The organism is Bradyrhizobium sp. (assembly GCF_019244115.1).
GTDB lineage: Bacteria > Pseudomonadota > Alphaproteobacteria > Rhizobiales > Xanthobacteraceae > Bradyrhizobium.
In genome coordinates, this window is sequence record NZ_JAFATE010000887.1 from 1 (window position 1) to 8,031 (window position 8,031).

3 protein-coding genes are annotated in these 8,031 nt (G+C 62.1%); 2 read left to right on the forward strand and 1 reads right to left on the reverse strand.

Annotation, left to right across the window (positions count from 1 at the left end):
- Window positions 1–369 precede the first annotated feature (369 nt).
- Window positions 370–996: a bifunctional nicotinamidase/pyrazinamidase gene (gene pncA, locus JOZ76_RS37140; protein ID WP_291706337.1), complete on the reverse strand. Its 627-nt coding sequence runs from the start codon at window positions 994–996 to the stop codon at window positions 370–372.
- A 419-nt stretch (window positions 997–1,415) separates the two neighbouring features.
- Between pncA and JOZ76_RS37145 the strand changes: the two genes are divergently transcribed.
- Entirely contained in the window at window positions 1,416–6,920 is a 5,505-nt protein-coding gene (locus JOZ76_RS37145; protein ID WP_441300165.1) for a trifunctional serine/threonine-protein kinase/ATP-binding protein/sensor histidine kinase, read from the forward strand.
- A 230-nt stretch (window positions 6,921–7,150) separates the two neighbouring features.
- A complete protein-coding gene (locus JOZ76_RS37150; RefSeq protein ID WP_291706339.1) occupies window positions 7,151–7,648 on the forward strand; it encodes a hypothetical protein in 498 nt (165 codons plus the stop codon).
- The last annotated feature ends 383 nt before the right edge of the window (window positions 7,649–8,031 follow it).

The following is an 8,031-nucleotide window of genomic DNA, read 5'->3' on the forward strand; positions in this document are numbered from 1 at the left end:
AGCGCAGCGGGTCTTGGGTCTTCGGCTCTTCGGCGAAGCGCCGGCACGACGATCAGGAACGGGAGAAGCCCGATGAAGGTGCTGCCGGCGGTCACAATGGCCAGCGAACGTTGCATGTGCCCGCCGATCCCTTGGAAGATTGCGACGGACATCCCGCCGGTGCGGCGCGCGGATGCGCTCAAACGGGTGGCGAATTGCCCCAACTTTGAGCAACGGCCCGACGCATCCTTGCCGGGTATGAGGATGCGCCGGGCCTAGCCGCGCACCGGGACCGTTAACCGACGTCGGCTGCCAACATTCAAGCAAATGTCGTGCCGCGCACCCGGGCACGCCCCTGCTCTGGCCGGCGAAAATCCCAAGCGCCAAATGTCAGAAGAACGCCTCGATACCGACGATGGGAATACCGAGAGATTTGAAACTCGCATGGGTCGCTGCGACTGACCCGTCGAGATCGATGCCGCGGCAGGCCTCCTCGATCACCACGGCCTCAAAGCCCGCACGGTGCGCATCCTCGGCCGAGTAGCGGACACAGAAATCAAACGCCAGACCGACGAAGAACAAGGTGTTCAAAGCGCGTTCGCGCAAATAGCTGGCAAGACCGGTCGGGGTGGTGTGGTCGTTCTCGTAGAATGCCGAATAGGAGTCGATGTCGTGATGCATGCCCTTGCGCAGCACGAGGCCCGCACGATCGGTATCGAGCCCATGGTGAAAGTCCGCGCCAAGGCTGCCCTGAACGCAATGAAGCGGCCAGAGCACCTGTGGTCCGTACGCGAGATCGATCATCTCGAACGGACGCTTGTTCTGATGATTGGCCGCGAAGGAGACGTGATTCCCCGGATGCCAATCCTGGGTGAGGACGACGTTGTCGAACTTCTCCGCGATGCGATTGATCGCGGGAACGACCTTTTCGCCGTCGGGTACGGCGAGCGCGCCGCCGGAGCAGAAATCATTTTGCACGTCGACCACGATCAGAACGTCGCTTTTCGAAACCTTCATCGCCAAACTCCGCCAACGCCGCCGGCATCATAGGATGTGTCGGCGTATCCCAGAAGCGGTATCGTGCCCCGCCGCAGGGCCGTGAGGATCAAGGACCCCTGAAGAGAGCTGCCCGATTGATATATGCCGCCGCAAATTCGGTGGAGATGCTCGATAGCCAGTTCGGTCTGGGCCAAGTTGACGGATTTGAGGTGAATTCATATAAGCGTTCATAAGGAACTCATGTGTTCTGGTGACACGTCTTGAACGTGCTTGGGTCAGCCATTCGAAGCAAGGTGCCGAGATAAGGGCGTGAGGGCTGATGGCCCGTGTCGCGCATCGAATGGGCGTCTCATCTCTCGTAGTTGGATACCACAGGCCAATCTGGCGAGCATCCTTGATGCTCGGAAGCGAATTGGACTGCGGCATGGTTGGTCGACATGAACCTTTCGCCGTTCATGGGTGCAGGTTGGGCCTGTAGCCCACAGGTCTTGTCTGATGATGAAGGGCTTCTGTTGTGCCGAGCTTACCGTGAAGGCGTCGATGGCAAACGAAACGTCGTACTGGCCGTGTTTGCGGCCGCAGAGCATCCGACCCCGCCGAGCCTCGATCGCCTCGTAAACGAATATGAGCTGAGACACGAACTGGACGGCGCCTGGGCAGCGAGGCCGCTGGAGCTCGTGCAGGATCCGACCCGCACCATCCTTGTGCTGGAGGATCATGGCGGCGAACCACTCTCCCGGCTGATCGGCACCCCAATGGAGATCGGAGGCTTCCTGCGCCTCGCCATCCAGATCGCCGCAGCCCTGGGCAAGGTCCATCAGCGCGGCCTCGTGCATAAGGATATAAAACCAGCCAATATCCTGGTGAACCGCGCGAGCGGAGACGTGCGGCTCACTGGCTTCGGCTTTGCATCGCGCCGGCCGCGCGAACGGCAGTCTCCGGCACCCCCAGACCAGATCGCGGGCACACTCGCCTACATGGCACCCGAGCAGACCGGGCGCATGAACCGTTCGATCGACTCCAGAAGCGACCTCTACTCACTCGGCGTCACGCTCTACGAGATACTCACCGGCTCGCTTCCATTCACCGCCTCCGATCCGATGGAGTGGGTGCACTGCCATATCGCCAGAAAGCCGACACCGCCAAACGATCGGTTAGCGAGTGTGCCGGCGGCGGTTTCCCGGCTCGTTCTGAAGTTGCTCGCCAAGATGGCCGAGGAGCGTTACCAGACCTCGGCCGGCGCAGAGCGGGATCTGCGGCACTGTCTTGCCCAATGGGAGCTGCGCCGCCAGATCGACGATTTCCCGCTTGGCGAACATGATGCGCCCGACCGGCTGCTGGTCCCCGAGACGCTGTATGGGAGGGCACGCGAGGTCGAAACCCTGCTCACCTGCTTCCACCGCATCGTCAAGAGCGGCGCGCCGGAGCTGGTGCTGGTTTCGGGATATTCCGGCATCGGCAAATCCTCCGTTGTCAATGAACTGCACAAGGCGTTGGTGCCGGCGCGCGGCCTGTTTGCCTCGGCCAAGTTCGATCAGCACAAGCGCGATGTCCCCTATGCGACGCTCGCGCAGGCGTTCCAAAGCCTCGTTCGGCCGCTGCTCGGCAAGAGTGACGCGGAACTGAGCGCGTGGCGTAACGACTTCCTGGAGGCGCTAGGCTCGAATGGACAGCTGATCATCGATCTGATCCCCGAACTCGAGCTGATCATCGGTCAGCAACAGGCAGTCGCGGAACTTCCACCGCAGCACGCGCAAGGCCGCTTTCAACGCGTGTTCGAACGGTTCATCGGTGTATTTGCCCGATCCGAACATCCGCTGGTGCTCTTTCTCGACGATCTGCAATGGCTCGATGCGGCGTCGCTCGATCTGTTGGAGGATCTGTTGATCGGCTCGGATCTGAAGCACCTGATGCTGATCGGCGCCTATCGGAACAACGAGGTCGGTACCGCTCATCCACTGACGCGCATGCTCGAGGCCATCAAGGCCGCAGGCAGAAGGCTCACGGAGATCACGCTTGCGCCGCTCGGCCGCGAGCATCTCGGACAGTTGATTGCGGACGCACTGCGCTGCGAGACGGCGCGCGCCGCACCACTCGCGCAGCTGGTGCTCGAGAAGACCGGCGGCAATCCGTTCTTCGCCATCCAGTTCATGTTTTCGCTCGCCCAGGAAGAAATGCTCGCCTTCGACCATGATGCGGCGCGCTGGTGCTGGGATCTCGATCGCATTCACGCCAAGCGATATACCGACAATGTCGTGGACCTCATGCTCGGGAAGATCTTCCGGCTGCCGGTCGCGACGCAAACCGCCCTGCAACAGATGGCCTGTCTCGGAAATATCGCCGAGACCGCGATGCTTTCGATCATCCTCGGGGTCTCCGAGCAACAGGTTCATGCGGCTCTCTGGCCGGCCGTTCGAGAGGAATTGGTCGAACTCCAGGCAGCCGCTTATCGGTTCGTCCATGACCGCTTCCAGGAAGCGGCCTATGCGCTGATCCCGGAATATGAGCGGGCGGCAGCCCATCTGCGGATCGGCCGGCTGTTGCTGGCGCGCACGCCACCGGACGCAATCGAGGAAAAGGTCTTCGACCTCGTTGGCCAGCTCAACCGCGGCGCTCTCTTGATCACCATGTCTGCGGAGCGCGAGAAGGTCGCCGAGTTGAACCTGCTGGCCGGCCAGCGCGCCATGGCAACGACGGCCTTCGCCATGGCCCTGGCCCACTTCAGGGCGGGCGAGGCCATGCTGGCAGAGGACCGCTGGGAGCGGCACTACCCGGTCAGCTTTGCGCTGGCGCTGCGCCGCGCCGAGTGCGAGTTTGTGACCGGCGAGCGGGCGGCCGCGAAAACACGCCTTGCGGAGCTGGCAAGCCATGCCGCCACGCTCCCTGATCTCGCCGCGGTCACCCGATTGCAGATGGAGCCGGAAGACCGCGACATCGAGATCGCCCTCGCCTACCTGCGCCGCGTCGGCATCGCGTGGCCGGCCGAGCCGTCGTCGGCGGAGGTCAGCCGCGAATACGAGCGGATGTGGCGGCAGATCGGAAGGCACCCGATCGAGGCACTGCTCGAGCTGCCGCGGATGACCGATCCGGTCGCCTGCGGAACCATGGACGTGCTCACGGTGCTTGTCTCGCCGGCCTGGTACATCTCCGATGACCTGCGCCGCCTCATCATCGGACGCATGGCGAACCTTAGCCTGGAGTACGGCAACTCCGATGCATCGTGCCTCGCCTACATCGTGCTCGGCACTGTGCTTGGGCCCGACTTCGGCGACTATGCAGCGGGCTATCGCTTCGCCCAACTCGGCCTCGACCTCGTCGAAAGGCACGGATCGGAGCACTTCAAGGCCCGCGTCTATCTGGGCTTCGGTAACTGGGGACGGCGTATCCGGTCGGTCCGGCCGCTGTTCCGGCGGGCCTTCGATGCAGCGCAGCAGGTCGGCGATTTCAACTACGCCAGCTTTTGCCGTCATCACTTCGTAACGCATCTTCTGGCCTGCGGCGATCCGCTTGCCGAAGTGCAGCGGGAGGCCGAGGCCGGGCTTGATTTCGCCCGCCAGGCGCGGGTGGACCTGGCGGTCGACAGGATCAGCGGCCAGGTCCAGCTGATCCGGACCCTGCGCGGCCTCACCTCCAAGTTCGGCTGCTTCGATGACGCCATCTTCAACGAGGAGCAGTTCGAACGCCGTTTGGAGGCGGATCCGCACCTGGTGCACGCGGCGTACTGGTACTGGATCCACAAGCTGCAGGCACGCGTCCTCGCCGACGATTCCGCGGCGATCGCGGCGGCGGCGCAAGCGGAACGGCTGCTCTGGACGTCGAGAGCGCTTTTTCTGCGGGTGGAGTTCCATTTTTATGCCGCGCTCGCGCAAGCCGGGCTCGACGATGCGGCGTCCGCCGCTGAGCGAGCCCTGCAGCTTAAGTCGCTGGCAACCCACCATCGTCAGCTTCAGCAATGGGCCGACATCTGTCCGGAGGACTTTGCCGACCGCGCCGCGATCGTCACTGCGGAGATCGCGCGCATCGAAGGACGCGAGCTCGAGGCGATGCGCTTGTACGATCAAGCCATCGCCGCGGCGCGTACCAACGGCTTTATCCACAACGAAGCGATCGCGAACGAACTTGCCGGGCGTTTCTACGCGACGCGTGGATTCGACAAGATCGCCTATGTCTATCTGCGCGATGCCCGCTATGGGTATCTTCGTTGGGGCGCCGACGGAAAGGTGAGGCAGCTCGAACGGCTCTACCCGCGGCTGCACGTGACCGAAGACGGCGGCATAGCCGCAAAGGCGAGCGATCAGGTCCAGCAAATGGACGTCAACACCGTGGTCAAGGCTTCGCAGGCTGTATCGAGTGAGATCGAGCTGCCCGGACTGATCCAGACGTTGATGAAAATCGCGCTGCAGAACGCCGGCGCGGACCGCGGCTTGCTGATCCTGTCGAGAGACAATGACTTTCGCATCCAGGCCCAGGGCCAGTCGCGCGGCGACGAGTTCGCGGTCGTGATGTGCGAGGCACCGATCTCCGGTCCCGATTGTCCGGAGTCGCTGCTGCGCTACGTCATTCGCACGCAAGAGACCGTCATTCTCGACGATGCATCGCGCCCCGATTCGCTTTGCGATGAAGATTACCTGCATCGACGACATCCCAGATCGATCCTCTGCCTGCCGCTGATGAAACAGGGGAAGTTGATCGGGCTGCTTTATTTCGAGAATACCCTGACCACCCACGCTTTCACGCCGGACCGGATCGCGGTGCTGGAACTGTTGGCGGCTCAGGCCGCGATCTCGCTCGAGAACACTCTGCTCTATCGCGATCTCTGGGAACGCGAGGCCCGCATCCGACGGCTGGTCGATTCCAACATCATCGGAATACTGTTCTGGAATGCACACGGCGACATCAGCTACGCCAACGATGCCTTTCTGAGCATGACCGGCTACACCAGGCAGGAGCTGGTCTCCGGCGCGATCGGCTGGAAGGACATGACGCCGGCGGATCACCGCGTCGACGACGCGCAGCGGGTCGATCAACTCCGGTCGTCGGGGCAGGTGCCGCCTCGCGAGAAGGAATTCTTCCGAAAGGACGGCAGCCGGGTCCCAGTGCTGATCGGCTCGGCCTTGCTTGCGGGATCCTCCGAGCAAAGCATTTCCTTCGTGCTCGACTTGACGGAGCGCAAGCGGGCGGAAGCGGAAGCACGCGAGAGCGAGCGGCGCTATCAGGAGAAGCAGCTCGAGCTGGCGCATGCCAACCGGGTCGCCACCATGGGCCAGTTGACCGCCTCGATCGCCCATGAGGTCAGCCAGCCCATCAGTGCCGTTGCCATGAACGCCAGCGCGGCGCTGCGCTGGCTCGACAGGAAGCCGCCGGATGTCGAGAAAGCGCAATTCTCGCTGGAGCAGATCGTCCAGGACGCCAATCGCAGCAGCGACGTGATCCGCCGAATGCGTGAACTCTTCAAGAAGGCGCCGCCACGCAAGGAGCGCCTGGATTTGAACGAGGTGATCCGCGAGGTGATCGTTTTCAGCGCCAGTGAAGCACTGAAGAACGCGATTTCGGTGCAGACGCAACTCGCCGAGGGATTGTCGCCGATCGATGGCGATCGTGTGCAGTTGCAGCAGGTCTTGCTCAACCTCGTCGTGAACGCGATCCAGGCCATGTCCACCGTCGCGGACGGCGCGCGAGACTTGCTGATCACCACCGCGCCGGCCGAAGCGAACTCCGTTCTGGTCCGGGTGACTGATTCTGGCCCAGGACTCGATGCGAAAACGCTCGAGCATGTCTTCGATCCCTATTACACCACCAAGCCTGAGGGCATGGGCATGGGTCTGGCCATCTGCCGTTCAATCATCGATGCCCACAATGGACGCCTGTGGGCGAGCGCCAACCAACCGCGCGGCGCGGTATTTCAGTTCACGTTGCCGGCCAACCCAGCCGATGCCGTCTGAACGATCCTGCCCGCCCCGCCTGATCCACGCTTGGGTGGCGTTCGCAGAGTTCTGCACACTTTCCGTGTCGACGTTGCAACACTTTCCTTGTTCCTGAACCGGAACAGGACTTAGGATTCGCAAGCGGATGCGGCCGCGATTACTGTGCAGGCTTTCCTGTCCCAGCGGACCTGGGGCCCGGACGGGCAATCCGGTGCAATGATCCGACGTTGTTGTGAGGAGTAGCGTCAATGAATTTCGTCAGTTCCGGGGACGATTCCAATCCGAACGACCCCAACGATCCCTTGCACTATGCGCCGCGCTCGGTGCGCAACAAGGCGAACCCGCAGGCCAGGCCCATCCGTCCCGCTTCGTCTCCGTCCGGGTTTGATGAGATGCTCACGGAGGCCGTGGCCAGATCCAAGCGGCATCCGCTGGACCCCGAGACCGTCCATCAACCCGATCGACCACGCGCCCGGTTCGGCGCTGCTGGCCGCCTCGCCGCCACGATTGGCGTTGTCGCGATCATCGGCTTCCTTTTCTTCAGCATGATACCCAAATCCCAGGGGAGCGATCCAACGTCGACGGGAGCGGCCAACGGGTCTGGCGAATCTCAAGCGCTGCTGCAAAAATTCCTCCAGTTTGAAAAATCGCAAGACGGCAGATCGGCTGGAGCGGCTCAAACAACGGCGGATGAATCGCAGACGCTGCTGCAGAAATTTGTGCAGTGGCAGCAAAAGCAGCGATAGTCCACAGCTCACGCGCGCTGTGCCGTCTGCCGAATGAAGTGACGAAACAGACGGTTTTACTAGCAATATCAATGGCTGGGGCGGGAGGGATCGAACCTCCGAATGGCGGAATCAAAATCAGCTTGATTATTGAACGATTTCAACGCTCATTTGGAAAAAACGCGCGAATTCGTGCTTAGTAATATCAATTGCTTAGCAGGCATTTCCAAATAAGGAAGTGCCTCTCGCAGCGAGGGAGCTTAGCCAACTGGACGCTCCACGCGCGAAAGCGGCCACCGTCAGCACATCGCTGCGTGCGAGGCATCGGAGGTTCGAGTTGCTGGTACCCGCTACATCGCTATGCCCGCTACTGTGGAAGCGCTGTTTTTCTTACCCACGGGCAA

Bases quoted from the DNA above. Each gene is read 5' to 3' on its own strand.
- pncA (WP_291706337.1), bottom strand. From the start codon at position 996: ATGAAGGTTTCGAAAAGCGACGTTCTGATCGTGGTCGACGTGCAAAAT.
- JOZ76_RS37145 (WP_441300165.1), top strand. From the start codon at position 1,416: ATGAACCTTTCGCCGTTCATGGGTGCAGGTTGGGCCTGTAGCCCACAG.
- JOZ76_RS37150 (WP_291706339.1), top strand. From the start codon at position 7,151: ATGAATTTCGTCAGTTCCGGGGACGATTCCAATCCGAACGACCCCAAC.